Origin of the sequence: Oryzicola mucosus (genome assembly GCF_014534685.1) — a bacterium.
Classification (GTDB): Bacteria; Pseudomonadota; Alphaproteobacteria; order Rhizobiales; family Rhizobiaceae; genus Oryzicola; species Oryzicola mucosus.
Genome location: NZ_JACVVX010000004.1, coordinates 39,579 through 63,951 on the forward strand (window position 1 = coordinate 39,579; position 24,373 = coordinate 63,951).

Here is a 24,373-nt window from a genome sequence, read left to right on the forward strand (position 1 = left end):
TGCCGGCCCGAACATTCTCGGATTTCCGCAATGCGGTTGATAGACAACCGATGGGAGCGTTGACCGTCAGTCGGTCTAAGCCCGGCTAGTCCATTTGGTCTGCATCATTCACCCTATAGATCAGGGTATGTAGATCGTGGCTGCGGCGATGGCTCAAACGCCCATCGCCGCAGCCTTGGTCATGCGCGCCGGCACGACCACCCGCTCGCTCTGTTTCACAGTTCCGAGATAGGAATCGGCAAGCCAACAGGCCAGCTTCATGATGGTGAAGGTCGGGTTGGCGCTGCCCGCCGTTGGAAAGACGGAGGCGCTGAGCACAGATAGGTTCGGCACATCATGGCAGGACAGGTCTGGGCCGACGACGGATTCCGCCGGATTCGTGCCCATCCGTGTCGATCCGGAGGGGTGGGCACAGGCTTCGGAGCGGTCGATGATCGCGCTCGACGCGTCCCTGATACCATTCATCCAGATCAGCGGGCATGTCCGGTCGAAGCCGGCATGGCGCCAATAAGCATCGAGATGGGAGACCGCCGCGCGAAACGTGCGCTCGTCCGTCTCGGTCGGCGCCCATTCGAGCAGCGCCTTGGGCAAGCCGAAACGGTCGCGGCCGTTGCCGAGCGTAATCCGATTGCTCCATTGCGGCAGTTGTTCGACACAGATGAGCATCCGCAGGTCGATGTCACCCGGAACGAAGAGCTGGTTGTTCAGAACGCGCCAATAGGCCGAACGGGCAAGCAAGCCGATGTTCCGGGATACGCGCCAGAGATCGGCGGCGGCGACCTGCCGCTTCTGCAGGCCGTGGGCGATGTTCTTGATGTCCTGTAGCGGGCTGCCCGCGAGATCCATCGACACATAGGCAAAAGCGCTGGAGACTCCTTCCCGCGTCTGCGCGGCCTTCGACAATTCGAGATGCAGATCGCGCCGCACGGACTTGATGAAACGGTGCGCGAAAAGCCGGTTGGTGGTCGTAGCATCGGCGCGGTCGATCTTTGCCACCTCCGCCTTGAGGTGATCCTGGAAATAGCGGCCGAGCACGTTGCTGCGCCGGAAGGCGTAGCCATCGGTGCGCTCCTTCAACAAAAGCAGAAGACGCGTGCTTTCGATGGTGCCGGCCGCGACGACAAAGCGTTCGGCACGTACGGTGAGATTCCGACCGTTGACGCTTTGCGCGACAAGTCCGGTCAGCCGACCGCTCGCGCTGTCGACTTCGAAATCGCACACGGTGGCGCCGAGCCAGATCTCAAGCGAGCTCATCGATTTAAGATCGGTCATGAGCACGGTCGCGATGTTGCATTTCTTGAAGGTCGGGCATTTGGCCCAGCGTGGCGTCATGGACGCTTTCAGATCGGGAAAGGCAGCAGCGATCCGAGGCGCGGACTTGCTTATGTCCTCATAAGAATCCGAGCCGGTTTCGAACAGCCGCTCGATATCTGACTCATATTTCGCGAGTTGTTCGACGGGGAACGGCCATTTCGCCTGAGAAATATAGCTGCGGTCTCCGGATTCATGCGCACTGACGGGAATCATGCGCCCGCCCCATCGGCTGGATGACCCGCCCAGTCCCCTGTAGCGCCCGGTCAGCGCGCGGGAATAGCGGGGTGCAGCCTCCTCGATCTGGTTGAGCTTGTGAATTTCGGCATCGAACAATTCCTCGCCGCTTTCAATAACGACCACCTTGCGACCGGATCGCGCGATGCGGTGCGCCATGAGAAGTCCGGCAACGCCGGCACCTACGATGCAGATCGGCGACAAAACATCTGCCTTGCCGCCAAGGACGGCGGGCAGCCTTTTGATAGTCATTTTTTGTTCTCCCTCAAAAACAAGCTCAAAATACAGTGAAATATAAAATCGTTCACTTAATCCTTTTTGATGTGTTTATGTTTCCTTGGATAATCAATAAATTGCGTTTTACGGGAGATAAACGATGGAATTACCAAGGCTTAGTGTCATCATTCCTCATTTGAACGAGCCAGGCGATCTCATCCGATGCCTGAGATCTCTGGACGCGCAACGCACCGACATCTCTCTGTTCGAGATCATCGTCGTCGACAATGGTTCGAAGGTGCTGCCGACGGATGCCTGCAAGGCTATTCCGAACGTGCGGCTGGAGCGTGAGTTGACGCCCGGCCCCGGGCCCGCGCGAAACCGGGGCGCCAGTGTTGCCCGCGCCGACCTGCTTGCCTTCATCGATGCGGATTGCCTTGCCGAACCCGGCTGGGCGCGTTCGATCATCGATTTCATGGACGCGCATCCCGATGTCGCGTTCCTGGGCGGCGCTATCGGCATCATCCCCAGCGACCCCGGCCGGTTGAGCGGGATCGAAGCCTATGAGCGCGTCTACAGCTATCGCGCGAAGCTTTATGTCGAACGGCACGGCTTTGCCGCGACGGGCAACATGGCGGTGCGCGCGGATGTGTTCCGCGCGGTTGGGCCGTTCGGCGGCATCGCAGCCATGGAAGATACCGAATGGGGCCAGAAGGCCACTGCGGCGGGGTGGCGCGCCGCCTATCTCGGGGAAGCCAAGGTGCTGACCCCCTCGTGCAAATCCTTTTCGGAATTGGCGCGGCGCTGGGATCGCCACGTCGCGCATGAGTTTCGCAAGATCGGCGGCGGTCATGCCGCCCTTGCCCGTTGGATAGTCACGAGCATACTTGTCGCCGCATCGCCACTGGCGGCACCTCTCCAGATCATGCGGACTGAACATCTATCGGGACCTCGATCACGGTGGCTTGCGCTGGTCTGCCTGACCAAGGTGCGCCTCTATCGAGCGCGCCGCATGCTGGACCTCGCACTGCATCACGATACGGCAAAGTTCGTGGGGGCATGGAATAGGGAGAAATCCTGATACGGCTTCACCCTGCGCCCATGCAGTTCAGCAAAAAGGATGATGAGGGATAAACACTGAAAACACATCGGCTTTCTGATGTGCTTTGGGCCAGGGTCGGTTGGTTTGACGGCATAGTAAGATGCGTGGCCGCATCCCGGCCTCCAGCTACCGCGAAAGAGTGGGGCCAGTTTCCCCCTTCATGCCAAGAATAATCTTCCAGAAGTATTTACATCCAAAGGCGGTAGCATCTGTCAGCGACTAGGTATTTTTATCATGCATTACATGGTAAACTTTTGATTTAGATATAAATATCTAAAATATATCTATTTCTTAAATTCTCGATTGTTTTATATTTTTCAAGTAATTTCAAAACCTAAAAGCCGAAAAATAGAACAACAGTAAATCGCTTCGTAGAAATACGGAATGCGACCGGCTTTTTGCATCTCGCGGGGAGGTGTCGATGTTCGAAGAGCTTTCTCATGCCCACATTCCAGGCCTGGCAGTTCCATCGTCTGGAGTGGGTTTCCGCCCGCACCGTCTCGCGCTGTATCGAAGCGCCAAGCGAGCTTTCGACATTGTTGCGACCTTGAGCGCGGCACCTGTAGCGGTAGCCATGGTTGGAGCTCTCGCGCTGCTGATCAAGCTGGATGGCGGCCCGGCATTCTACGCGCAGCCGCGTCTGGGAAAGAACGGCAAGCCTTTCAAGCTGTGGAAGCTCAGGACCATGGTGCCGAACGCCAGCCGGATGCTGGAGGCGTATCTGCAGCAAAATCCGGAAGCCAGGCAGGAATGGAACCGGACGCAGAAGCTGCGGAACGATCCTCGCATCACCTGGATAGGCCGCTATCTGCGCAAATACTCGGTCGACGAGTTGCCGCAACTCTGGAATGTCTTTCTCGGACAGATGAGCCTGGTTGGGCCTCGGCCCATGCTGCCGGAGCAGTGGTCGCAATATCCGGGCAACACCTATTTCGAGATGCGTCCGGGTCTCACCGGTCTATGGCAGGTGAGCGAACGCAACAGTTGCTCCTTCGCCGAGCGCGCCATGCACGACACCCGCTACTCAAAGCTGATTTCCTTCTCCACCGATCTGCAGATCATGGTCCAGACCGTCGTTGTCGTCGTTCGCGGCACCGGCTTGTAACGACTGGATTTCTGGGCGGGGCGGAGACCTTGTGCGAGGGTCCACAAGGCACCTCGTTGACTGGATCTTGGTTGGAAGACTTGTCATCCGAAATCAAAGAGCGTAGCGGCCAACACCGCTACGCTTTTTACCGATCGGTCCGCTGAAAAAGAGGTGTCGTCCAGCCTTTTAGCCGTGACGGCCCTTGTATCCGGAAGAACCGTGCATCTCGCCAGGGAAAAGGTCGTTGATCTTGAAGGCAACTTCCGTACGATTGGTCGCCTTCAGTTTTTTCATGATATTGCGGATATGAACCTTCACGGTGCTTTCGCGGAGGTTGAGTTCATAGGCGATGATCTTGTTCGCCTTACCGCGCCTGAGCGCTTCGACCACCTCGGCCTGGCGCAAGGTGAACATAGACGACATCGGGCTTGCGACCTCGCCGCCGGACTCGATCATCTGCCGCATCGCCATGACGCTGCCGGCCGGAACGAAGATGCCGCCGACAAGCGCCAGCTTGATCGCTTCGATACAGACCTGGATACCCACGCTGGAGGGGATGAATCCGCGAGCGCCGCACTCCAGCGCTCTCAAAATCTGCTGAATCTCGTCATTATCCGCCAAAAGGATGACGGGAACCGGGCTCAGTTCGGCGACGATGCCGCTGATTTCCTGCGCGACAGCTGCGTCAGTAATCCGTCGTCCCCCGACGTTCAACAATACGGCGGACACGGTCGACAAGATATCCTTCTTCATGCGCAGCTCGCCGATCGAGCCGAGCGGCATGATTTCCATTCCCGGCTTCTGCGCCGCCACGCACTCCGCAAAACACTCCCTATCGAGGGCTCTGGAGTCGATCACCACCACCAACCGGGACGACTTCGAGAAATTTTCCGCCAAACTTATATCAAGAGACGGACCTTCCTCGGAAACAGACATCAACTGGACTGGAAGAGTCTTCACGTTTGATTCTAGACTTAGATTCATGATTGTTCACCCTAATCTTGAATTTTATTGTATTTGCCCCATTCCTTTAGGAATTCTTTTTATTTTGGATCACCTGTTCTTTGCATGAGCGAGCCTGAACTCCCCCTGACGACCATTATTGATCCAAATTGCTGATCGTTAACAAATACATAAATATTTTTGTCTACATATTGATCTAGATTAGCGCGACGAAAAATTCTTCTGCAGGTAGAGCTTTAGGCCAATTGGCACCCATTCCGGTTGTAGACCATCTGGATTTCGCAGGAGCAAAATCATCCCTTTGCATGAGATATGCAGGGTTGACGTATAGCCGCTCGGCCAAAACCGCTTCCATTGCCGGCATTCAGGCCAAACTGACGTGGGTAGCGGACAAAACTTGACACACAGGCTCCACACCAATCCATCCGGGCCGCCGACGCGCATTTGTGCGCGACTGAGTTGGACCAAGATCGTGGTGCAGATCGCTGATTGCAGAGTCGCCATCAAACGCGAGTTGAGCCATGAAGCCTAGGGTGAGGCGAGAGGAAAATCGAAATGCGCCGTACTCCCGACATGGGATCTATGCCGCTCACCCTTGCCAGTCACCACGGTCCTATGGAGTTTCCGCGCTTCGGTATCGACGTGATCAGCACGGATACCGCCGCATGCATGTCACCATCGGACCTTCACGCGCCGCACTTGCATGCGCATCGGCGGCATCCTGCATAACACCCATTGCATCCGCCTCGGTGATAAGTTTCAAATCCTCGAGGCAAATCAGTAACGACTCGCATATCGAAAGTGCGGGATTGCCTTTTATTTCCATTTTTGCAGGCATCGAAAAAACCGTTCAAGCCAGACATTATTTCGGCTGCGTCGCAATAAAAAAACTGGCTAAGCCCAAAATGCATCGCAATATAAACTAACCTAATGCTTTTGGGTAAACCTGGATTAGTTGCTATATTAGGGCTTTTATATAATTTAATGTTTTGAATTTGCTCGACGGCGTTGAACCCAGGCCCCCTCTCAACATGCAACAATCCCTCGACCCGCTTGCCCGAAAACTTGGAGCCTTCGTGACGTTGGGCGAACGGGAAACAAAAGCGCTCGAAGCGCTGCAAGGCCCGCGCACTCTCATCGCGGCTGGCAAGGAGATCGTCTATGAGGGGCAGCAGCAACATGCAGCCTATGTCGTCGCCGACGGGTGGGCCTGTTCTTACAAGGAACTGCAGGACGGCGCCCGCCAGGTCATCGACATCCAGATACCGGGCGATTTCCTCGGCCTCCGCAGTTTCCTGCTCAGACGCTCGGATCAAAGCTTCACCACCTTGACCGATGTCGTCGTCACCAAGATCGCCACCGATCGCTTGGTCGATACATTTCATGCCGTGCCGCGCCTTGCTGTGGCCCTCCTCTGGGCCGCGTCGAGGGACGAAGCCATGGTGGTCGAACATCTGGTCAGTGTCGGGCGGCGCGACGCCGTAGCCCGGACGGTTCATTTTCTGCTCGAACTGGGTGCAAAGCTCAAACTGGTCGGGCACGGATCGGCAACAGAGTTCCCATGCCCGCTTTCCCAAAGCGTCCTGGCCGACGCCTTGGGAATAACCTCGATCCACCTCAATCGCGTGCTTCGCCAACTCCGAGAATCGGAGTTGCTGATCTTTCGCGACGGATGGGTGACGTTTCTCGATCGGGAGAGACTGGCTGCCCTGACCGGCTTCGACTACTCCTATCTCGACCTTGAAACGACGGCATTGAGATAGGTGATCGTTATCGTCTTGTCGAAGACTGGCGACGCCGCCAGTTCGACAATTGCACCCGACAAGCTTGAATGGACCTGCTTGATAATGCCTGATGGTAGCGGAGGAGGGATTTGAACCCCCGACCTAAGGATTATGATTCCCTCGCTCTAACCAACTGAGCTACTCCGCCACACCGAGGAAACAGGCTGCCAGGCAGCGATTGCGTCGTTTCCTCATGATGTGGCGCGGATATAGAGTTGCGGCGGTGGGCCTGTCAAGCAGAGATCGGACAGGAGCTGTGCATTCCATATTATTCGAAAGCCGGGTCTATCGGCACACGGTAGCCGTTGACGAGACGGTTGTCTCGTTGGCCATGCCGACCACCGCCATCAGTTCGGAAAACTGTTCCGGCGTCATCCCGGCCTTGGCAGCGGCGGCACTGTGGCTGGCGATGCAATAGCCGCAACCGTTGGTCACGCTGACGGCGAGTAGAGCATTTCCTTGACGACCGGATCGAGCGCGCCCGGCGCCATCACCTCTTTCAGACTCTGCCAGGTTCGGCTGAGCGTCTTGGGATCGTTGGCGAGATACTTCCAGAAATTGTTGACGTCGGGCACATTGCGCGAGGACTTGATGTCGTCATAGACCGCCCTCACCTCGCCACTAGCGTCCACATAGTCGATGGGCTTCGGCTTGCTCATTGCACTCTCCTCTTAACTCTGACGCGCGATGATGCGACGGTCGACCTGCTTGATATCGCGCAGGCCGCACAGCGCCATGGTGATGTCGAGTTCCTTGCGGATGATCTCAAGCGCCGCTGTCACGCCACGCTCGCCGTCGGCGCCGAGTCCGTAGAGAAAAGCGCGGCCGATGAAGACGCCCTTGGCGCCCAGGGCCAGCGCCTTGATGACATCCTGGCCCGAACGAATGCCGCCATCCATGAACACCTCCATTCGATCGCCGACGGTTTCGACGACCGGCGGGAGGGCAGAGATGGACGACAGCGCACCGTCGAGCTGTCGTCCGCCATGGTTGGAGACGATCAGGGCGTCTGCGCCGCTGCGGGCAGCCATATCCGCGTCCTCCGGGTCGAGAATCCCCTTGAGGATCAGCTTGCCGCCCCACAGATCCCTGATCCATTTGATGTCGTCCCAGCTCAAGGCAGGGTCGAACTGCTGCGCCGTCCAAGTCGACAGCGAGCGCATGTCCTCCACACCAGCGACATGGCCGGCAATATTGCCGAAACCGCGACGCTTCGTCCGAAGCATGTTCATGCACCACAGCGGTTTGGTGGCCAGATTGATCATGTTGGGAATCGTCATGCGCGGCGGCGTCGACAGGCCGTTGACGATATCCTTATGGCGTTGGCCGAGAACCTGCAGGTCGAGCGTCAGCACGAGCGCGGAGCACCCCGCCGCCTTGGCGCGGGCGATAAGCCGCGCAACGAAGTCGCGGTCGCGCATGACATAGAGTTGGAACCAGAAGGGTTCGGGCGAGTGCTCGGCGACGTCTTCGATGGAACAGATGCTCATCGTCGACAGCGTGAACGGCACACCGGCCTTGGCCGCCGCGCGCGCGGCCAAGATTTCGCCGTCGGCGAATTGCATCCCTGTAAGCCCAGTCGGCGCAAGGGCCAAAGGCATCGACACTTTCTGCCCGACCATGGTGGTCTCGAGCGTGCGGTCGCGCATGTCGACAGCAACGCGCTGGCGCAGCTTGATCGGCACGAAATCGCTTTCGTTCTGGCGGTAGGTGCTCTCGGTCCAGGATCCCGAATCGCAATAGTCATAAAACATGCGCGGTACGCGCCGCTTCGCCAATTGCCGCAAATCCGCAATCGTCATGATTGGCCGCGCCATTTTCCACTCCAGCAAGCGTCACCTGAGAGTGCCTGCGGCACATCTCCCAAATCCTGCGGCATCTAATCGCCCAGAGCGGCAAATGCAAAGTGTCAGGCAGGCTCGCCCGAGTTGGGTCAGCCGCCGATCTGCCGGTCCTGCTCGACGGTCAGTGGCGTAACCCCCGCAGGCACCGGCTCCTGTAGCACCAACGGTCGACCTACCGTCGCCTGGGGGACGGGCGCTCTCGCAGCACAGGCGACAAGCGTCAGAATCAAAAGCAGGGGGGCGAGACGGCGCACGGTCATGAGCGGGAGTTATAGGGCAGCGCTTGTGGCGGCAACAGGGCGGCGGGCTGTTCCTTCAGGCCAGCAAATGGGCGATCAGCGCTCTCAATTGCGCGGGTTTGACCGGCTTGCGCATCAGCTCGACACCCGCAGCCCGGGCCAAGGCGGCGACCTCACCGGACAGATCGGCCGTGATCATCACCGCCGGCACCGGCGTGCCGATGCAGTCTCGCAGTTGCTCGATGACTTGCGTTCCCAAGTCGCCGTTGTCGAGATGCTGGTCGGCGAGGATGAGGTTCGGCAACCAGCCAGTGCCGGACACCGACCCGAGCGCTTCGCGCGCAGTCGAAGCCGCAGCAACGCTGCAGTTCCAACCGGACAACAAGTCGCTCATGGCCTGGCGCACGCGGACATCGTTTTCGAGCAGAAGCACCTTCGCGCCCGACAGACGCGGCTTGCGTCCGTCTTCGGCGGATGGGGCGATGGGCAGAGCGGGTGCATCCGCCTTCGCAGCCACCAGGGGCAGTTCGACATGGAACACCGTCCCTTTTCCGACGCGCGACCGGAACCAGACGGGATGGGCAAGGGCGGACGCCATGCTGCGGACAATGGCCAGCCCCAAGCCAAGCCCGCCCTCCGCCCCCTCGCCTGCGGCGCCGACGGGGCCGCGGTGAAACTCCTCGAAAATGGCCTCGCTCTGGTCGTCGGCGATGCCCTGGCCGGTATCGGCGATGTCGACGCGCAGTGTCGAACCCATTGGACGCGCGCCGACCAGCACGCCGCCCCGCGCCGTGTAGCGCAACGCGTTGGAGACGATGTTCTGCAAAATCCGCCGCAGCATGGTGCGGTCCGAACGAACCACGGCTTGGGTTGGCCGGAAGACGAGACGCAGGCCGAGGCGTTCGGCTAACGGCTGAAAGTCGGAGCGCAGGGAAAAGAACAGCGGCGCAAGCGCCACATCCGACAGGTCCGGGCGCATGACGCCCGCCTCGAGACGCGAGATGTCGAGCAAGGTCTTGAGCAGGGCTTCCATCGTCTCCAACGAGCGCTCGACCTGCCCGACGAGCTTTTTGCCCTCCTCGCTGGTCTGCAGTTCGGCAAGCGCGGAGATCGACAGGTTGGCGGCGTTGAGCGGTTGGAGGATGTCGTGGCTGGCCGCGGCCAGGAACCGGGTTTTGGACTGGTTGGCGCGCTCGGCACTGTCCTTGGCCGCGACCAGATCGATATTGGACTCTTCCAGCCGACGGAGTGTCGCGCGCAGTTCCTCTGTCCTGAGCCGGATCCGGTTTTCCAGGTTGATCGCGGTCTGGAACAGCGAGAACGCATTGCCCTGCTGATCCATCGAGCGCTCGACCCGGCTCATCAGCACCGTATTGATCTTTTTCAGACGTTCGACATCGGTGATATCGGAGATGCCCATCGCGCTATTCGGCGGCCTGGCGGCTCGGCCCAAAGGCAATGCCGGTAAACGTCTGGTTCAAGTGCATGGAGCGATATTGTTCGCCATAGGTGCCAAAGCCAATGACGCGATTTGTCCGGTAAAGCTCCGAAACGTCGCGCTGGACCTGCCGGCTGCGCGCGTCGAGCCGACGCAGCACGCAGTCGAAGCCGAGCACGACGTCGATGCCGCCGAGACGCTCGCCCGCATTTTCGAGCGCGTGGCGGGCCGTGTCGACGATGCTGAGCGGCTGCGCCACCGACAAGACGATGCCATCGTCTATCGCACAGAAGAAGGAGAGCGAGCCGTCGGGATTCATTTTCTGGATCGACCGGCAGTAATGCTCGCCGCCGACGCGGACGACGACGGGATGGGACGCAAAACTCATCGGCGTGAGCTCGGCGGCGGTGAGCCCGACGGCTGCGGCATATTCGTCTGCGGCGGGAGCAGCATTAAATTCGTGCACGATACGGCGCTCGGGATCGGAGGCGGTAACGACCAGCTTTGTGTCGGTTGCCTCGAAGTTCTCGCTTTTGAAGACGTGGAACGGCACATCGGTGGCGATCAGCACCACCACGGCGCAGCCGGAGGCCACGTCGCCATCGGATATCAGCGTGGTCGTTTCGAATTTCAGGTCGTCGCCGGCCGAGCCGCCGATGAGCGGGATGTCGTCGAGCACCCAGTGTATGGCGGATGTTACGGCCTCTTCCGCGTAAGACAGGCCATCGATGAAACACAGGGCAAAGACGTTCTTGCCGTCATAGCCTGCCCGCGCCCGCAGGTTCAGCTTGAGTTCCTCCACACGTCCGGCAATGCCGTCTATGCCCGACACCGACAGGTCGCGGATCATGGTCGCGACAGCTGAGAACCTCTCGGCCGGCATCAGGATCGCGATTGCATGCCCTTCTTCAAGCCCCGCCGGCGTAATCTCTCCGGCCGTCGAGCAACCGGCATGCCGAAGTCCGGGCGCATGACGGACAAGCGATTCGGTGATGGATTGCGCATCGATCAAGGCGTGTGAGTAGAAGATCAGCACAAAACCAGCGTCGCAGATGGCGGCTTCCTCGGCAATAGCGCGGGCGAACGCCTCGGCATCCGCCTCGTCGGTCGTGATGGCCGAAAGGCCGCAGCCGTAACTCGTATGCGAACAGCCCAGCGGAAACTCCTCCTGCTTCCCGGCGCATGGTCTTAGTATCTTCAGAAAGTGTGAGACGGGACAAGCGCTATTGCAATCGCGAATGGCGCGACCGAAAGTATAATATACGTCGGAAGGCGGCAGCGGGCATTCTTTTCACACACGGATTCCGCAAAAGGGTGCCGTGCTGCCTGGGAGCGAGGCAATCAAGGGAGGTTTCATGTCTGAGGTATCGTTGGCCGTGAACGGCCGCACCGTCACCGGCACTGTGGAAGACCGCACGCTGCTGGTGCATTTCCTGCGGGAAAATCTGGGGCTCACCGGCACCCATGTCGGCTGCGACACGTCGCAATGCGGCGCCTGCGTCGTCCATGTTGACGGCAAGGCGGTCAAATCCTGCACCATGCTGGCCGTTCAGGCGTCGGGCTCGACGATCACCACCATCGAGGGGCTCGCAGACGGTGCTGATCTGCATCCGATGCAGGCTGCGTTCCGCGAGCATCACGGGCTGCAATGCGGCTTCTGCACGCCGGGCATGATCATGACCGCAACCGACATGGTCCGCCGCCACCCGGAAGGGCTGGACGAAGCGACCGTGCGGGCGGAACTCGAAGGCAACATCTGCCGCTGCACCGGCTATCACAACATCGTCAAGGCCATCCTTGCGGCATCTCAGACGATGCAGAAGGCGGACGGCGCGGCGCAAGCAGCATGAGGATGAAGCGAGTAGGGAATAGCGAATAGGGAGCAGGAGGTAAGGGGTAGCGGACGAGAACCGGCTGAACTCGATCATCCCTACTCTCTACTCTCTACTCGCTATTCCTATTCGCCAGTAACTTTCGCTTAGGCAGTTTCGGGAGGAAACGACCCATGGGAATCGAAGGCATTGGCGCACGCGTTGTGCGCAAGGAAGACAAACGCTTCATCACTGGCGGCGGACGCTATGTGGACGACATGGTCGTTCCCGGCATGAAACATGCGGCCTTCGTCCGCAGCCCTTATGCGCACGCCGAAATCGAAAACATCGACCTGACCAAGGCCAAGGGGATGCCCGGCGTCATTGGCATCCTGACCGGCAAGGAGTTGAAGGCCGACGGCATCGGCAATCTGATCTGCGGCTGGATGATCCATTCCAAAGACGGCACGCCGATGAAGATGGGCGCCTGGTCGCCGCTGGCGATCGACAAGGTGCGCTACGTCGGCGACGCCGTGCTGATCGTGGTGGCAGACACCAAAGGCCAGGCGCGCGATGCCGCCGAGGCGGTCGAGATCACCTATAAGGAGTTGGATGCCGTCACCGAAGCCGTCGACGCGCTCAAGCCCGGTGCGCCGCAGGTTCATGCGGAGTCCGACGACAATCTGATCTTTGACTGGGAGATCGGCGACGGTCCCGCCACCGACGCCGCCATCGCCAAGGCAGCGCATGTCACTAAGGTGAAGATTCACAACAACCGGCTTGTGCCCAACGCCATGGAGCCGCGCGCGGCACTTGGCCAATACGACAAGGCCGAAGACCACTACACCTGCTGGACGACCTCGCAAAACCCGCACGTCGCCCGGCTGGTGATGAGCGCGTTCTACAACGTCGCGCCGGAGAACAAGCTGCGCGTCATCGCGCCGGATGTCGGCGGCGGCTTCGGCTCCAAGATCTATATCTACCCAGAAGAAATCGTCTGCCTGTGGGCCTCGAAAAAGACCGGCGTTCCGGTCAAATGGGTGGCCGACCGGACGGAAAGCTTCCTGACCGACGCGCATGGCCGCGACCATGTGTCGGAGGTGCAGATGGCCTTCGACGCGGACAACCGCATCATCGGGCTCAAGGTCGACACCATAGCCAATCTCGGCGCCTATATGTCGCTGTTCTCGTCGGCGGTGCCAACCTATCTCTATGCCACGCTGCTGTCGGGCCAGTACGCGATCCCCGCCATCCACGGCAATGTGCGGACGGTTTACACCAACACCGCCCCTGTCGACGCCTATCGCGGCGCAGGTCGCCCCGAAGCCACCTATCTGCTCGAGCGCACGATGGAAATCGCCGCGCGTGAACTGGGCGTTTCGCCTGCCGAGCTCAGGCGCAAGAACTTCGTCACCAGCTTCCCGCATCAGACACCGGTGATCATGTGCTACGATGCCGGCGACTATGGCGCTTCGCTGGATGCGGCGATGGCTGCCTCGGACTATGCAGGCTTCGAAAGGCGTCGGGCCGAGGCCAAGGCGCGCGGCAAACTGCGCGGCATCGGCATGAGCTGCTATATCGAGGCCTGCGGCATCGCTCCCTCGCAGGCCGTTGGCAGCCTGGGCGCAGGCGTCGGTCTTTGGGAGTCGGCTGAGGTGCGCGTCAACGCGGTGGGCACCATCGAAGTGCTGACCGGTTCGCACAGCCACGGCCAGGGCCACGAGACCACCTTCGCCCAGCTGGTATCTGACCGCTTCGGCCTGCCGATGGAGCAGGTTTCCATCATCCACGGCGACACCGACAAGGTGCAGATGGGCATGGGCACTTACGGCTCGCGCTCGGGCGCGGTCGGCATGTCCGCCATCGTCAAGGCGCTCGACAAGGTCGAGGCGAAGGCCAAGAAGATAGCAGCCCATATGCTGGAGGCCGACGAAAGCGACATCGTCATCGAAGACGGCGCGCTGAAGGTGGCGGGCACGGACAAGACCATTCCCTGGTTCCAGCTTGCCTTGGCTGCCTACACCGCCCACAACCTGCCGCAGGGCATGGAGCCGGGTCTGAAGGAAGGCGCGTTCTACGATCCGTCGAACTTTACCTTCCCGGCCGGCTGTTACATCTGCGAAGTCGAAATCGATCCGGATACCGGCAAAACAGCGATCGTGCAGTTCGTCGCCGCAGACGACTTCGGCAACATCATCAACCCTATGATCGTCGAGGGCCAGGTTCATGGCGGACTCGCGCAAGGCATCGGCCAGGCGCTCCTGGAAGGCACCTCCTACGACGCGGCCAGCGGCCAACTCGTGACGGCGAGCTACATGGACTACACCATGCCGCGCGCCGACGACCTGCCATCCTTCGTGGTTTCGACCACCGTCACCCCCTGCCCCGGCAATCCGCTGGGCATCAAGGGTTGCGGCGAAGCTGGCGCCATCGGCTCGCCGCCGGCAGTGATGAACGCCATCACCGATGCGCTCGGCCATGAGGACATCACCATGCCCGCCACGCCGCACAAGGTTTGGGCGGCGGCGATGAAGCACTGAAGTTGAGCGAATAGCGAATGGGGAGTAGCGAGTAGAGAACGACCTTGGCGGACCACTATTCGCTACTGGCTACTCTCTGTTCGCTCTTTCACCCGAAGGGAGAAAACCATGTACTCAGTCAACTACCACCGCGCCAACTCCGTAGACGATGCCGCCAAGATGGCGGAGGCGGGAGACGCGAAGTTCCTGTCGGGCGGCATGACGCTGATCCCGGCAATGAAGACCCGGCTTGCCGCACCATCCGATCTGATCGACCTGACACACATCTCCGAGCTTAAGGGCATCACGATCAGCGGCAGGACGGTGACCATCGGCGCAGGTACGATCCACTACGACGTGGCGACGCATACCGACCTCAAGGCGCTCTGCCCGGCGCTGTGTCATCTCGCCAGCCATATCGGCGATCCGGCGGTGCGCCACCGCGGCACCATAGGCGGCTCCGTCGCAAACAACGATCCGGCAGCCGACTATCCCTCGGCCCTGTTGGCGATGGGAGCAACCATTATCACCAACCAGCGCGAGATCGCGGCCGAGGATTTCTTCACCGGACTGTTCGAAACGGCGCTTGAGGAGGGAGAAATCGTCACCGCCGTGACCTTCGAGGTGCCCGAGAAATCCGGCTATGCGAAATTCCCCAACCCGGCTTCGCGCTATGCAATGACGGGCGTGTTCGTGGCCAAGGGCAAGGACGGCGTGCGCGTCGCCGTCACGGGTGCAGGCGATAATGGTGTCTTCCGGTCCGAGCCGCTGGAAACCGCCTTGGCGACATCGTTCGACGCCAAGGCTCTGGAAGGCCTTTCGGTACCATCTGACAACCTGATGGGCGACCTGCATGCCTCGCCGGAATATCGCGCCAACCTCATCGTGGTGATGGCCAAGCGCGCCGTTCTTGCCGCCAACGGCTGACGGTCGGACGAACAAGCCCGCCACGACATTACCGTCGCGGCGGGCTTTTTTAGAACGACAGATGCTACCAAATCCGTATGTTGACGGTCAGGCCGTCCGTTGCCTCGACCTTGTCTTCCGAACCGGTCTTGCTTGGTTCATTCTGCCGATAAGCACTCCATGAGATTACGGCCTCATTCGAGCCGTTCAAGTTCACGGTAATTGGAATCGTCTCGTTATCCGCAATGAACTGCTTGTTGAGAACGGTCTCGCCGCTCGCAGTATTATTGTCCACGACCGTCAGAATGAGATCGTTGCCGTCCTCATTGTAGATATAGATCGTTGCCTTGGGCATCGTGCACGGCTCCAGCTGCGTTTCAGCAAGGTCTGTTGTCTGACGATCCGCCCTGCCGGCGGCTCGCGGCTCCGACAAATATGTGGTCGATCCGCGATGCGAAGCATCTCATCCAGGATTTGCTCAAGCCTTGCAACCGCAACAGTAAACAACTTTTGGTAGTTTTATCAAGATCAATTGCATCTTTTGGTAGCATCCGTCGCCGGCGAATATTCTCGGCGCAATCTCACCGCTTTTTCCCCGCGTTAACCTGTTCGGTGCAACAACACCATAAGGCCATCGGTAGCACACGGCGAAACGAACCATCGACAATGAACAAGACGTTGGTCACCTCTGGATCGGACAGGCTTATCCTGCTGATCAAGAGCGCATACTGGATCGCGCTGCTGCTTCTAGCGGCAATGGCGACGGCTTCTTACATTCTGCTGCAGCAGGTTATTTCCGCCCATCAGCGAGATCAGGAAGTGATCCAGGTGATATCGGCGCAGAAAGCTCTGTCACAGCGCGTCATCTTTCTCGCCAATGCCATGTCCGGCGCCACCCAGCGGGAGCGGCCAGTCCTCGTCATTGCCCTAAGGGATTCGGCTGGTCAATTCGAACGCAATTACGACCAGTTGCTGAACCTTACCCGCACCACACCGAATGACACTAAGGTTGATGTCGCAAACACTCCAGGCAACATTTTCTTTGGTTCACCGCATCATCTCGATTATTTTTCTGTCGGCTTGATAGCAAACGGCAAGCGCTTTGTTTCGCATTATGAAACAGAACTTGGGCTGAGCCCGCCCGGACAGGGTTATCTGGCCGGCATGGAAAAGGCCAATCTCGACGAGACCATCGCGCGAGCGACCCTGGAAGGTTACAATGCGCTTGGTGAGGCCGTAAGCGCGGTCAATGTACAGCGTATGAACAATCTCCTCGACCTGCATCGCACGCTTTTTTTCGCAACACTCTTGCTGATCGTCCTGGTCGCCATTTTCATTTTCCGCCCTATGGCCGAGCTCATGCGCAGAAAGACGCGAGAGCTTGTAGAGGCGCGCAACTCCATGGCCTTCATCGCGACGCATGACGGTCTGACGGGTCTGCAAAATCGATCTTTCCTCAAGGATCATTTCGACACGCTCGTCGTCTCCGCCGAAAAGCGGGGGCAGCGGCTTGCTGTGATCCAGTTCGACCTGGACCGTTTCAAGCAGATCAACGACACGCTCGGCCACGCCGCCGGCGATCACGTGCTGGCTGAAACGGCGCGCCGCATAAATGAGAGCAGTCGTGCCTCGGACATTTGCATTCGCCTTGGCGGCGATGAATTTGTGGTGATCCTCAACGGCATCGGTTCGGACGAAGACATCGGCAACGTGGTCCGGCGCACGCTCGACCATATCAACAAGCCGATCTCGTTCCAGCGCGGCATCATCATGCCGGGGGCAAGCGCGGGCATCGCGGTTTTCCCCGAGGATGGCCGAAGCAGCGCCGAGCTTCTGGTTCATGCGGACCTCGCGCTCTACTCGACCAAGAAGCGGGGCGGCGGCGGGTACTCTTTCTTTTCAGAAAGGCTCCGGCGCGAACTGGAACACCGCAAGCAGATCGAGAACGATCTTCGCGTCGCCATCGCCGAGCACAACTTCGAAGTATATTTTCAGCCGCAAATCTCCATGAGCAGCGGCGATGTCACCGGCATTGAGGCCTTGCTGCGCTGGAACCACCCGGAGCTCGGGCGCATATTGCCCGGCTGCTTTGTTTCCGTCGCAGAACAGTCGGGCCTCATGGCGGCGATCGGGCGGATTATCGTAGCCCAGGCGGTGGAAACCGCAGCCGTCTGGCACAAAGACGGGATCGCGTTCGGGCGGCTGGCCGTGAATGTTTCGGGGGCGGAACTGAGGGAGGACGATTTCAACGACTTCCTGTTCGCCACACTCGACCATTATGGCTTTCCGCGAGAAAAACTCTCTCTGGAGATCGTGGAATCGGTCATCTTGGACGACGAAAAGACCGGTATCGCAGCCAAACTGCGCAACATCCGCGCCAGCGGCATTCATCTCGAACTGGATGATTTCGGCACCGGCTATGCGTCGCTGACCCATATCAGCCCCAGTGAAATCGACCGCCTTAAGATCGACCGCCGCTTCGTCCATAACATCGACAGCCGCGACGAGAACCGCAAGATCGTGCGCGCCATCTGCGATCTGGCCAACAGCCTCGGTTTGTCGATCGTGGCTGAAGGGGCGGAAACACCCGCCGAACTCAGGGCACTGGCGTCCGTCGGTTGTGATGAGGTGCAGGGCTACAGCATCGCTTACCCAATGACCGGCAGCGCCGCAGAGGAATGGCTGCGGTCACGCACGGCCACGAACGACGTCAAACGCAGCGTCAGCAATAACGGCTGAAGCAGGATAGGCTCGGCGCCTCACTCGCTTTCGCAGTAAAACTCGCTCAGCCGCCAGTCGCCGGACTTGGAGGCGATATCCGTGATCTTCCAGGCGCCGCCGATGGTCTTGAGCGACCAGACGATCTGACGATCGGCATCGTCGTCTTCCGCGAATATCCGGAACCGCGCAGTGACCTCGGCATTGTCGCCCGAGATCTTTTCGTCGAGCTTGAGCGAGCGGGCGACTTCGCCCTCGTCATAATCCTGCGCGTCGAGTGACAGGGAAAAATCGATGCAACCGACCTTATCCTCGCTCTCGATCAGTTGGTCGTTCTCTTCGAACTTTGTTCTGGCAGGATCGGCGAAGCGATCGCGCACCTCGGGAGCGCCCTCGAATTTGAAGGTATCGTAAAAATACCGCACGGCATCCGACGCCGGGCCTGCCGAGGCAGAGACCGGCAACACAAGCATGGCGGAAAGCAGCGCGAAACGGTTCAAGGCATCCTCCATGGCCGGGAATCGCTCCCGCCTTTTCTTGTGCGCAGCCTATCTGCGAAAGCGGCTAAAAAATGAAGGGGCATCGGCTTGCGTCACGCATCGCCCGCTATCGCCGTTTCACCGAATCCGCGTATAGTCCGCCCATGCCGATCCGCCAGCTTACCGAAACGATGATCAACCAGATCGCCGCAGGCGAGGTCGTGGAACGGCCTGCCAGCGTGGTCAAGGAACTGGTTGAAAATGCGCTCGATGCCGGGGCATCCCGCATCGAAGTCGCGACAGCAGGGGGCGGGCTCGGTCTCATCCGCGTCACCGACGATGGATCGGGCATTCCCGAGGAAGAGCTGGAACTCGCCGTATCGCGGCACTGCACCTCGAAATTGTCCACCGACATCCACGATATCCGCTCGCTCGGCTTTCGCGGCGAGGCCCTGCCGTCCATCGGTTCTGTGGCGCGGCTGACCATCCGCTCGCGCACCAGGGACGCCAGCAGCGGCGCGGAGATCGGCATCGAAGGCGGCGAGCCGACGGGCACCCGCCCCGCGCCCGCCAACCGCGGCACCTCGGTCGAGGTACGGGATCTGTTTTACGCCACGCCTGCCCGGCTGAAATTCATGAAGGGCGAGCGCGCCGAGACCTCCGCGATCACCGAAATCGTCAAGCGCATCGCCATCGCCTTCCCAGCCGTGCGCTTCACCCTGTCGGGCACGGACCGCAGCACTACCGATATGCCAGCCACCGGTGACGACGAAAAAGGCCGGCTCGCCCGCATCGCGCAGGTGATGGGCAAGGATTTTCCGGACAATTCGATCGCGGTGGATGCCATGCGCGAGGGCGTGCGGCTGCATGGTCACGTTTCGATCCCGTCTTACACCCGGGCCAATGCCCTGCAGCAATATGCCTATGTCAACGGCCGCCCGGTGCGCGACAAGCTGATCGCAGGCGCCTTACGTGGCGCTTTCGCCGACGTGTTGCCGCGCGACCGGCACGCGGTCACCGTGCTGTTTCTCAGCCTCGATCCGGCTCTTGTCGACGTTAATGTGCATCCTGCCAAGGCCGACGTGCGTTTCCGCGATCCTGGCCTCGTACGCGGGCTGATCGTCGGCGCTGTCCGCGAGGCGCTTGCCGCGTCGGGTGTCCGCTCGTCCACCGCGGGCGCAAGCTCGATGATGAGCGCGTTCCGCGCCGGCGCGCCCGCCTATGCGCATGGCGGACCTGCGGGCGGGCATCGCAGCTTCAATCCCGAGCTTCGCGCAGCAACCGGCGGGTTCGATGCTGCGCGGTCGTTCCAGAGGCCGTTCGAGGCGGGCTTTGCCGAGTCGAAGCAGGCAGCCTTCGATGCCGGTCCGACCCACAGCGCCGACGCCCGCGCTGGCATGGCCGAGATAGCGGAAACGCTGCTGCAGACAGAATTGGGGGCGGCGCGGGCGCAGGTCCACGAAAACTACATCGTTGCGCAGACCAGGGACTCGCTCGTCATCGTCGACCAGCATGCGGCGCATGAGCGGCTGGTCTATGAAGCGCTGAAAACAGCGCTGCACAGCCGTCCGGTGCCAAGCCAGATGCTGCTCCTGCCGGAAATCGTCGACCTGCCGGAAGAGGACGCCGAGCGGCTGGCCATGCACGCCGACACCTTGCGTCGCTTCGGGCTCGGGATCGAACGCTTCGGACCGGGCGCGGTCGCCGTGCGGGAAACGCCCGCAATGCTGGGCGAGACCGATGTGCAGCAATTGGTGCGCGATCTCGCCGACGAAATCGCCGACCACGACACCACCGACACGCTGAAGGACAAGCTCGATCACATCGCCGCCACGATGGCCTGCCACGGCTCGGTGCGCTCCGGGCGGCGGCTTCTGCCCGACGAGATGAACGCGCTTTTGCGGCAGATGGAAGCAACGCCCGGCTCGGGCACCTGCAATCACGGCCGTCCGACCTATATCGAACTCAAGCTGGCCGACATCGAACGCCTGTTCGGTCGGCGATAAGCTTGACCTCCAACCGCTTTTGTGGCGGATGGACGGCTTGAATTTACGCGTCGCAGACGGATTGACCACGCAGGATCGACGATGAACCGTTTTGAAGGCCCCGGCGCGCGCGAAGCACGCATCCGCTATCTGGACGGCGACTTCCAGGTCACCAGCCCCGGCGCATTCGTGCGCTGCGCCGTGACCAGCGATTCCATCCCTCTCGACGAATTGAAATATTGGAGCGTCGCCCGTCAGGAGGCCTATCGCGACGCGGAAATCTCGCTCGCCCGCGAGATCGAGATCAACCCGGACCTGCGCAAGCGCCGATAAAGCGTCAGACCTTCAGCCGACGATCTTTCCAGGCTTTCACTGTAGTCATCACGATGCGCTCGGGCGTGTGGTCCAGATCGAAGCGCGCGTCGACTTCGAGCACGTTCAGCCGCGTGAGGAACGCATCGCCCGCACCGCCATGCCGCAGTCGGGCGGCGTCCTTGGCCGTGGTGATCAGTTCCAACTGTCCGACGCTGGCTGCGGTTGCGAGATCGTCCAGTTCATCGCTGCTGAAGACGTGATGGTCGGGAAACGGATGCGCCAGCACGACGGTGGCGCCAGTCGCAGCCAGCGTGTCGAAGAATTTCTGCGGATGTCCTATGCCGGCAAAGGCGAGAAACCTGCGGCCGGCGAATTTTTCCGGCGCGCGCGGCTCAGCGCGTGCTTCGAACACCGGCTTGGCGGCACGGGCGGCTTGTCGGACCACAATGTCGGCGGCGTCGCCGATGCCCATCTTCAGAAGCGCATCCGCGTAGGAAAACTGCATTGCCAGCGGCGCCCGCAGCGGTCCGGCCGGAACGACGCGGCCATTGCCAAGTCCGCGCAGCGCATCCACGACGACAAGCGCGTAGTCGATATGGATGCGTGCGCTCTGGAAGCCATCGTCCATGATGAGGAAATCGCAGTGACGGTCGGCGATCAACAGCCTGGCTCCGGCTGCCCGGTCTGGGCTGACCGCGACCGCCGCATGCTCGGCCAAAAGCAGTGGCTCATCGCCGACATGCTTGGCCGCATCGTGGGCGGGGTCGACGATATGAGGCGCTGCGAAGCTGCCGCCATGGCCGCGCGACAGGATTCCCGGCGTCAGCCCCATCCGGCGCGCCTGCTGCGCCAACGCGATTGCAACGGGCGTCTTTCCCGTTCCCCCGACCGTGAAGTTGCCGACGCACAGCACCGGCGCGTCGATCCGTTCGCGCCGGGCGTTCTTCATGCGGCGGCCGGCGACCATGCCGTAAAGTGCCGAGGCGGGCCATAGCGCTCTGGCGCGCCAGTCCGTCTGCCCCCACCAGAACGGAGGAGCTTCGCTGACCATCAGCGTCGGCCCGAACCGTTCAGCCGCGCCTGGACGATGAGCGGCTGGATGAAGGGTTCGAGCGCCTTGAGCGTACGGGCAAGCGCGCCGCGCATATCCTGAACGGTGGCCGAGCCGGCGGCGATCATGGCATAGCGCGCGGCATCGTTGGCGAGCAGGAAGTTGACCGCGCCGGCCAGCATCTCGCGGTCGCGAACGATCTTCGCCCCCCCGCTGTCGATCAGCCGCTGGTAGGATTCACGGAAATTCTGCACGTTGCGGCCGGACAAAACGGCCGTGTCCAGCATCGCCGGCTCGAGCGGATTCTGCCCGCCCTGCCCGGTCATGGACCGGCCGACAAAGGCGATTTCGGTCAGCCGAAGGTAAAGCCCCATCTCGCCGATGGTATCGCCCATAAGAATATCGGTATCGGCATCGATTCGGTCGCGACGGCTGCGCCGGGCCACGGTGAGGCCCTTGCCCGTGATCATCGCCTCCAACGCATCGCCGCGTTCGGGGTGGCGCGGCACGATGATGGTGAGCAGGCCTTTGCGCCTGTTGCGCACCATCGCATGCACCTCGGCGGCAATGTCTTCCTCGCCCTCATGCGTCGAGATGGCGGCCCAGGTGGGACGCGTACCGATTTGCTTCCGCAAGGTATCGAGCGCCTTCTCGTCCACCGGCGGCGGGTTGGTGTCGACCTTCAAATTGCCCGAAACCGAAACCGGCCGCGCGCCCAAGGTGTGGAACCGCTCCCCGTCGACATCCGATTGCGCGACGACATGAGCTAAGTTTTCAAACAGGGCTTCCGCGACGAAGGGCCGTTTCTTCCAGGATTTGAACGAACGGTCCGACAGCCTGCCATTGACCAGCACCTGGGGCACGCGTCGCGCGCCGAGTTCCAGGAGGGTCATCGGCCAAATCTCCGATTCGGCGATAATCGCCAGATCGGGGCGCCAATGATCGAGGAATTTGCTGATCGCCGGCTTGAGGTCGAGCGGCACATATTGGTGGATGACGCGGTCGCCGAGCCGATCCTGCACCACCTGGGCCGAGGTCACCGTGCCGGTTGTCAGCACAATGTTGACGCCGTAGGACAGGATGCTCTCTATCAGGGGAATGACGGCGATGGTCTCGCCGACGCTCGCCGCATGCGCCCAGATCAGCGGGCCGGACGGGCGCTCGCGGCTTGCCACGCCATAGCGCTCGCGCCGGCGCGCACGGTCTTCCTTGCCCCTGGAACTGCGCCAGGTGACATAGCCGCCCACGAAGGGATAGGCAGCGGCACCTGCGAGGCGGTACCCTCTGAGCAAGGCCCGTGCCCAGCGTTCACTCATGTGCGGCGATCCACAAGCCTGTAGGCCTCGACCGTCGCGGCATTCAGCGATGCCGTCAGTTCAAGACGCTTTTCTTCCATTTCCGCCTCGGTGGCATCCGGGGAGACCTCGACAGGCGTGCCGGCGACGATGGCGGAACGGCCGAACGGTAGGCTGATCGTGGTCTTGTCCCAACTGCGTTCCAGCACCTTGCGCCGGCTGGTGGTAATGGCCGCGGGCACGATGGGGCGGCCTGACAGGCGCGCCAGAAGGATGATGCCCATGCCGGAGTCGCGGGGGGTACCATGAGGAATGTCGGCGATCATGCAGACGTTCTTGCCGCCATCGAGCGCCTTTTTCAGGGCAATGAGCGCGGTGGCGCCACCTTTTTCACGGCCGCGCGTGTTTTCGCGCCCACCCGAGCCGCGCACGGCATCGATGCCGAAACGCTGGATGACCATGGCGTTGAGTTCGGCGTCGGCGCTGCGCGAGACCATGGCAACGAGACCGCGCTTGCTGGGATAAATGGTCGGCGCCATGAGATGCTGGCCGTGCCAGAGCGCGATGATCACCGGCTCCAGGCTGGCATGAGCGCCGGCCATCAGCGCCCGCGATTCCGGCACCAGCGGATTGGTCAGCCGGATAAACCTGAGCGCACCCGACAGCAGGCTGGCTATCGCGCTCTTGGAGAAGCGTGACTGCGCCAGCGGCTGACGAATGCGACGCCAGAAGGATTTCGACGCGGAGCTTCCGCGCGCCTTTTTGCCCGACGGACGCGATGCCGCCGGCGGTACCGGTCGCTGATCCATCACTCCTTACCAGCGGTCTTCACATCCGGTTCCAGGAGACGATGCAGGTGAACGACGAAGTAGCGCATATGCGCGTTGTCCACGGAGCCCTGCGCCTTTGCCTTCCAGGCCAGTTCCGCCGACTTGTAATCGGGAAACACCCCGACAATATCGAGATCGTTCAGATCCCGAAACTCGGTGCCGCCGAGTTTGGTCAACTCTCCACCGAACACCAGATGCAGAAGCTGCTTCTTTTCGCTTTCCTCGGCCATTTCAGTCCTTAAC

21 protein-coding genes, 1 tRNA gene and 1 pseudogene are annotated in these 24,373 nt (G+C 60.8%); 10 read left to right on the top strand and 13 right to left on the bottom strand.

Going from position 1 to position 24,373, the window contains the following annotated elements:
• Window positions 1-153: 153 nt before the first annotated feature.
• Window positions 154-1,800 (bottom strand): GMC oxidoreductase, encoded by a 1,647-nt coding sequence (locus ICI42_RS13490; protein ID WP_188165119.1) that lies wholly within the window; start codon window positions 1,798-1,800, stop codon window positions 154-156.
• A 124-nt stretch (window positions 1,801-1,924) separates the two neighbouring features.
• Between ICI42_RS13490 and ICI42_RS13495 the strand changes: the two genes are divergently transcribed.
• On the top strand, window positions 1,925-2,845 hold the full coding sequence (locus ICI42_RS13495) for a glycosyltransferase (protein ID WP_188165120.1): 921 nt from the start codon (window positions 1,925-1,927) through the stop codon (window positions 2,843-2,845).
• 442 nt (window positions 2,846-3,287) lie between these two features.
• The gene (locus tag ICI42_RS13500) at window positions 3,288-3,971 is read left to right on the top strand and encodes a sugar transferase (protein WP_188165121.1); all 684 of its coding nucleotides are present in this window, start codon (window positions 3,288-3,290) and stop codon (window positions 3,969-3,971) included.
• Between the two features lie 168 nt (window positions 3,972-4,139).
• On the opposite strand, the gene ICI42_RS13505 is transcribed toward ICI42_RS13500, so the two are convergent.
• On the bottom strand, window positions 4,140-4,937 hold the full coding sequence (locus tag ICI42_RS13505) for a response regulator transcription factor (RefSeq protein ID WP_188165122.1): 798 nt from the start codon (window positions 4,935-4,937) through the stop codon (window positions 4,140-4,142).
• Between the two features lie 644 nt (window positions 4,938-5,581).
• Here ICI42_RS13505 and ICI42_RS13510 point away from each other — a divergent pair.
• Entirely contained in the window at window positions 5,582-5,842 is a 261-nt protein-coding gene (locus tag ICI42_RS13510) for a hypothetical protein (RefSeq protein ID WP_188165123.1), read from the top strand.
• 150 nt (window positions 5,843-5,992) lie between these two features.
• The gene (locus ICI42_RS13515; RefSeq protein WP_210317237.1) at window positions 5,993-6,679 is read left to right on the top strand and encodes a Crp/Fnr family transcriptional regulator; all 687 of its coding nucleotides are present in this window, start codon (window positions 5,993-5,995) and stop codon (window positions 6,677-6,679) included.
• A gap of 92 nt (window positions 6,680-6,771) precedes the next feature.
• Here ICI42_RS13515 and ICI42_RS13520 read toward each other — a convergent pair.
• The 5 genes and pseudogenes from ICI42_RS13520 to ICI42_RS13540 all read right to left on the bottom strand — a co-directional run bounded on the left by ICI42_RS13520 (window position 6,772) and on the right by ICI42_RS13540 (window position 11,257).
• Window positions 6,772-6,848, bottom strand: a tRNA-Met gene (locus ICI42_RS13520).
• A 120-nt stretch (window positions 6,849-6,968) separates the two neighbouring features.
• Window positions 6,969-7,359 (bottom strand): annotated as a pseudogene (locus tag ICI42_RS13525) (carboxymuconolactone decarboxylase family protein).
• Window positions 7,360-7,371: 12 nt separating this feature from the next.
• Window positions 7,372-8,517, bottom strand: coding sequence for an alpha-hydroxy acid oxidase (locus tag ICI42_RS13530; protein WP_188165125.1), 1,146 nt, complete (start codon window positions 8,515-8,517; stop codon window positions 7,372-7,374).
• Between the two features lie 342 nt (window positions 8,518-8,859).
• Window positions 8,860-10,203 (bottom strand): ATP-binding response regulator, encoded by a 1,344-nt coding sequence (locus ICI42_RS13535; protein WP_188165126.1) that lies wholly within the window; start codon window positions 10,201-10,203, stop codon window positions 8,860-8,862.
• A 4-nt stretch (window positions 10,204-10,207) separates the two neighbouring features.
• A complete protein-coding gene (locus tag ICI42_RS13540; RefSeq protein WP_330999171.1) occupies window positions 10,208-11,257 on the bottom strand; it encodes an FIST N-terminal domain-containing protein in 1,050 nt (349 codons plus the stop codon).
• A gap of 319 nt (window positions 11,258-11,576) precedes the next feature.
• On the opposite strand from ICI42_RS13540, the gene ICI42_RS13545 reads away from it, so the two are divergent.
• The 3 genes from ICI42_RS13545 to ICI42_RS13555 all read left to right on the top strand — a co-directional run bounded on the left by ICI42_RS13545 (window position 11,577) and on the right by ICI42_RS13555 (window position 15,478).
• Window positions 11,577-12,071, top strand: coding sequence for a (2Fe-2S)-binding protein (locus tag ICI42_RS13545; protein WP_188165127.1), 495 nt, complete (start codon window positions 11,577-11,579; stop codon window positions 12,069-12,071).
• Between the two features lie 155 nt (window positions 12,072-12,226).
• Window positions 12,227-14,572 (top strand): xanthine dehydrogenase family protein molybdopterin-binding subunit, encoded by a 2,346-nt coding sequence (locus ICI42_RS13550; protein ID WP_188165128.1) that lies wholly within the window; start codon window positions 12,227-12,229, stop codon window positions 14,570-14,572.
• Between the two features lie 108 nt (window positions 14,573-14,680).
• Complete coding sequence (locus ICI42_RS13555; protein ID WP_188165129.1) at window positions 14,681-15,478, top strand: FAD binding domain-containing protein; 798 nt, start codon at window positions 14,681-14,683, stop codon at window positions 15,476-15,478.
• 64 nt (window positions 15,479-15,542) lie between these two features.
• On the opposite strand, the gene ICI42_RS13560 is transcribed toward ICI42_RS13555, so the two are convergent.
• Window positions 15,543-15,812, bottom strand: a complete 270-nt coding sequence (locus tag ICI42_RS13560) for a hypothetical protein (RefSeq protein ID WP_188165130.1) — start codon at window positions 15,810-15,812, stop codon at window positions 15,543-15,545.
• 35 nt (window positions 15,813-15,847) lie between these two features.
• Here ICI42_RS13560 and ICI42_RS13565 point away from each other — a divergent pair, with 35 nt between their 5' ends.
• Window positions 15,848-18,196, top strand: coding sequence for a putative bifunctional diguanylate cyclase/phosphodiesterase (locus tag ICI42_RS13565; protein WP_230980355.1), 2,349 nt, complete (start codon window positions 15,848-15,850; stop codon window positions 18,194-18,196).
• A gap of 20 nt (window positions 18,197-18,216) precedes the next feature.
• Here the strand turns inward: ICI42_RS13565 and ICI42_RS13570 are convergent, their stop codons facing one another.
• A complete protein-coding gene (locus ICI42_RS13570) occupies window positions 18,217-18,675 on the bottom strand; it encodes a DUF3828 domain-containing protein (protein ID WP_230980356.1) in 459 nt (152 codons plus the stop codon).
• A 143-nt stretch (window positions 18,676-18,818) separates the two neighbouring features.
• On the opposite strand from ICI42_RS13570, the gene mutL reads away from it, so the two are divergent.
• Both mutL and ICI42_RS13580 read left to right on the top strand, forming a co-directional pair.
• Entirely contained in the window at window positions 18,819-20,660 is a 1,842-nt protein-coding gene (gene mutL / locus ICI42_RS13575; protein ID WP_188165535.1) for a DNA mismatch repair endonuclease MutL, read from the top strand.
• A gap of 81 nt (window positions 20,661-20,741) precedes the next feature.
• Window positions 20,742-20,972, top strand: coding sequence for a DUF2093 domain-containing protein (locus ICI42_RS13580; RefSeq protein ID WP_188165132.1), 231 nt, complete (start codon window positions 20,742-20,744; stop codon window positions 20,970-20,972).
• A 4-nt stretch (window positions 20,973-20,976) separates the two neighbouring features.
• Here ICI42_RS13580 and lpxK read toward each other — a convergent pair whose 3' ends face one another.
• The 4 genes from lpxK to ICI42_RS13600 are packed head-to-tail and all read right to left on the bottom strand — an operon-like array spanning window position 20,977 to window position 24,360.
• Window positions 20,977-22,005, bottom strand: a complete 1,029-nt coding sequence (lpxK, locus tag ICI42_RS13585) for a tetraacyldisaccharide 4'-kinase (protein WP_188165133.1) — start codon at window positions 22,003-22,005, stop codon at window positions 20,977-20,979.
• Entirely contained in the window at window positions 22,005-23,321 is a 1,317-nt protein-coding gene (gene waaA / locus ICI42_RS13590) for a lipid IV(A) 3-deoxy-D-manno-octulosonic acid transferase (protein WP_188165134.1), read from the bottom strand. Before waaA ends, lpxK begins: the two co-directional genes overlap by 1 nt.
• Complete coding sequence (locus ICI42_RS13595) at window positions 23,318-24,109, bottom strand: lysophospholipid acyltransferase family protein (protein WP_188165135.1); 792 nt, start codon at window positions 24,107-24,109, stop codon at window positions 23,318-23,320. The genes waaA and ICI42_RS13595 overlap by 4 nt, the downstream gene beginning before the upstream one ends.
• A complete protein-coding gene (locus tag ICI42_RS13600; RefSeq protein WP_188165136.1) occupies window positions 24,109-24,360 on the bottom strand; it encodes a DUF4170 domain-containing protein in 252 nt (83 codons plus the stop codon). Before ICI42_RS13600 ends, ICI42_RS13595 begins: the two co-directional genes overlap by 1 nt.
• Window positions 24,361-24,373: the final 13 nt, after the last annotated feature.

What these genes read in the sequence shown, in the direction of transcription:
- ICI42_RS13600 (WP_188165136.1), bottom strand. Translation starts at nt 24,360, where the DNA reads ATGGCCGAGGAAAGCGAAAAGAAGCAGCTTCTGCATCTGGTGTTCGGT.
- mutL (WP_188165535.1), top strand. Translation starts at nt 18,819, where the DNA reads ATGCCGATCCGCCAGCTTACCGAAACGATGATCAACCAGATCGCCGCA.
- ICI42_RS13555 (WP_188165129.1), top strand. Translation starts at nt 14,681, where the DNA reads ATGTACTCAGTCAACTACCACCGCGCCAACTCCGTAGACGATGCCGCC.
- ICI42_RS13495 (WP_188165120.1), top strand. Translation starts at nt 1,925, where the DNA reads ATGGAATTACCAAGGCTTAGTGTCATCATTCCTCATTTGAACGAGCCA.
- lpxK (WP_188165133.1), bottom strand. Translation starts at nt 22,005, where the DNA reads ATGGTCAGCGAAGCTCCTCCGTTCTGGTGGGGGCAGACGGACTGGCGC.
- waaA (WP_188165134.1), bottom strand. Translation starts at nt 23,321, where the DNA reads ATGAGTGAACGCTGGGCACGGGCCTTGCTCAGAGGGTACCGCCTCGCA.
- ICI42_RS13505 (WP_188165122.1), bottom strand. Translation starts at nt 4,937, where the DNA reads ATGAATCTAAGTCTAGAATCAAACGTGAAGACTCTTCCAGTCCAGTTG.
- ICI42_RS13550 (WP_188165128.1), top strand. Translation starts at nt 12,227, where the DNA reads ATGGGAATCGAAGGCATTGGCGCACGCGTTGTGCGCAAGGAAGACAAA.
- ICI42_RS13580 (WP_188165132.1), top strand. Translation starts at nt 20,742, where the DNA reads ATGAACCGTTTTGAAGGCCCCGGCGCGCGCGAAGCACGCATCCGCTAT.
- ICI42_RS13500 (WP_188165121.1), top strand. Translation starts at nt 3,288, where the DNA reads ATGTTCGAAGAGCTTTCTCATGCCCACATTCCAGGCCTGGCAGTTCCA.
- ICI42_RS13490 (WP_188165119.1), bottom strand. Translation starts at nt 1,800, where the DNA reads ATGACTATCAAAAGGCTGCCCGCCGTCCTTGGCGGCAAGGCAGATGTT.
- ICI42_RS13535 (WP_188165126.1), bottom strand. Translation starts at nt 10,203, where the DNA reads ATGGGCATCTCCGATATCACCGATGTCGAACGTCTGAAAAAGATCAAT.
- ICI42_RS13530 (WP_188165125.1), bottom strand. Translation starts at nt 8,517, where the DNA reads ATGGCGCGGCCAATCATGACGATTGCGGATTTGCGGCAATTGGCGAAG.
- ICI42_RS13560 (WP_188165130.1), bottom strand. Translation starts at nt 15,812, where the DNA reads ATGCCCAAGGCAACGATCTATATCTACAATGAGGACGGCAACGATCTC.
- ICI42_RS13545 (WP_188165127.1), top strand. Translation starts at nt 11,577, where the DNA reads ATGTCTGAGGTATCGTTGGCCGTGAACGGCCGCACCGTCACCGGCACT.
- ICI42_RS13510 (WP_188165123.1), top strand. Translation starts at nt 5,582, where the DNA reads ATGCATGTCACCATCGGACCTTCACGCGCCGCACTTGCATGCGCATCG.
- ICI42_RS13595 (WP_188165135.1), bottom strand. Translation starts at nt 24,109, where the DNA reads ATGGATCAGCGACCGGTACCGCCGGCGGCATCGCGTCCGTCGGGCAAA.